This is a genomic window from uncultured Paraglaciecola sp. (assembly GCF_913058035.1).
In the GTDB taxonomy this organism is placed as follows: domain Bacteria; phylum Pseudomonadota; class Gammaproteobacteria; order Enterobacterales; family Alteromonadaceae; genus Paraglaciecola.
Genome location: NZ_CAJXPA010000343.1, coordinates 1 through 2,075 on the forward strand (window position 1 = coordinate 1; position 2,075 = coordinate 2,075).

At 36.0% G+C, this 2,075-nt stretch carries 3 protein-coding genes; all 3 read left to right on the plus strand.

The window, feature by feature from the left end; translation table 11 throughout:
• Positions 1-83: 83 nt before the first annotated feature.
• Complete coding sequence (gene cobB / locus QZ562_RS21095) at positions 84-830, plus strand: Sir2 family NAD+-dependent deacetylase (protein ID WP_293764701.1); 747 nt, start codon at positions 84-86, stop codon at positions 828-830.
• Positions 823-1,467 (plus strand): LysE family translocator, encoded by a 645-nt coding sequence (locus QZ562_RS21100; RefSeq protein ID WP_293764704.1) that lies wholly within the window; start codon positions 823-825, stop codon positions 1,465-1,467. Before cobB ends, QZ562_RS21100 begins: the two co-directional genes overlap by 8 nt.
• A 46-nt stretch (positions 1,468-1,513) precedes the next feature.
• Positions 1,514-2,075: hypothetical protein (locus QZ562_RS21105; protein WP_293764706.1), on the plus strand; the 562-nt coding region annotated here is incomplete at its 3' end.

Genomic DNA, 2,075 nt, shown 5'->3' on the forward strand with positions numbered 1-2,075 from the left:
ATTATTTATTGTCGATAAATGAGTAGAAATCAAGTGTCATTTATTCATAATAAATTTAGCCGTTGAATCATGATAGGGCTCCTATGTTAACTAATATTCCTTCTTACACACTACATCAACTAAAAGTAGTGGTGCTGACAGGTGCAGGTATTTCTGCTGAATCTGGCTTAAAAACATTTAGGGATAATAATGGCTTATGGGAAAACCATAGTATTCAAGATGTGGCTACCCCTGAAGGATTTAGACGTAATGCTGAATTAGTCTATCAATTTTACAATCAAAGAAGGCGTCAATTACTCAGCCCAAGCGTTCAACCTAATAAAGCTCATTTAGCGCTAGCAAAATTAGAAAAATCATTGGGAGATAATTTTACTCTGATTACCCAAAATGTAGATAACTTACATCAAAGAGCAGGCAACAAAAATGTGTTACACATGCATGGAAGTTTATTATCTGCTAGATGCCTAGCTTCGGATAGATGTTGGGATATATTTACTAATTTAGACAATCGTAATCAATGTGTTTGTTGTCAGCCAGCCAGCTCAATGCGGCCAGATATTGTCTGGTTTGGTGAAATGCCAAAACATATGTCTAAAATTGAAGAACTGCTTAATGACGCCGATCTGTTTGTTTCTGTAGGAACATCTGGGACAGTCTATCCAGCAGCAGGATTTGTTAGTCAGGCAATTCATCATGGCGCTTACACTATAGAATTGAATCTAGAGCCAAGCTCTTGTCATAACGAATTTGATGAAAAACATTACGGGCTGGCGAGTGAATTGGTTAGTCAATTTGTCGATAAATTACTAAAAGGTCTTAAAGTTGATTGAACACGTACAAGAATATTGGTTAGAGTTTTTAACCATTGCTAGTGTGCACTTGTTGGCTGTCGCTAGCCCTGGACCTGATTTTGCAATAGTTTTAAAACACAGCATTAGTTATGGACGAAGAGCAGCAATTGTTACCAGTATTGGAGTTGGCGTTGGTATTTTAATACATGTTGCTTATTCTCTTTTAGGCATTGGCATTTTAATAAAAACAACACCTGTTCTGTTTCAAATTTTCAGTTATGTTGCTGGCGCTTATCTTTTGTTTTTAGGCTGGGGTGCGATAAGAAGTCCTGCTCCTAAAAATATAGGTAATGTGGAGATTGAAAACGTTCTTCAACTTATTTCTGATAAAAAAGCTTTTATGGTTGGTTTTTTAACCAATGGTTTGAATCCAAAAGCAACATTGTTTTTTTTATCGGTATTTGCTGTGGCTGTTTCACCAGACACACCCAATGTCATTAAACTTGGATATGGTTTGTATTTAGCTTTAGCTACCGGTATTTGGTTCTGTGTACTTTCGTTGTTTTTAAGCTCTAAGAAAGTAACACGATTTATTGGCAAAAGGGGTTATTGGTTTGATAGGATAATGGGCGTTGTTTTGATTTTGTTGGCGATAAAATTGGTTATGCCTGTATAGTGCGCTTCGTAAAGTAACGTAATAGAGTTAGTCATTAGGAATATAAGTGGAAGAAAAAAAGCAGTTTAAAATTGAAGGCGGCAGCCTAGAAAAATCTTTAAAGGGTGAAATCCAAATAGATCTCAAAGCAATTGCAAAAGAAGCATGGGATTTATCGAAAAACACTAAAACTGCAGTTTTGCACGGTGTATTGTTATTGTTTTTTATTGCTTTAATATTTGCTTGGATTTTGCAATCAGTATTTGGCATAACCGATTTGAGTATAGTGCCTCAACGTATGATCATTTCTCTCAAAGTCGCAGGAATTATCGTCACTACACCTATAATAGCCACTATGTTTTTATTAGGTATTTCACATAGTGTTGGGGTCAAACCAAGATTTCTCTCTATTTTGAAAAACGTGACAAGTTCTGTTTTAGTGGTTTTACTGGCGTTGTTGTTAGCTGCGATGTCTGATTTAGGGTCATTTGTAGGCTCTCAAATTAATGTATTGTTAGGCATGTCAGTCATATTTTATATCAACCTCGCTACAGGGTTTTCAATCATGCTGTTAATTGAAAAGAAGCTGGCACCTAGCAAATGTGTGGTCCAATCGTTGAAAGTATTTC

What these genes read in the sequence shown, in the direction of transcription:
- cobB (WP_293764701.1), top strand. Translation starts at nt 84, where the DNA reads ATGTTAACTAATATTCCTTCTTACACACTACATCAACTAAAAGTAGTG.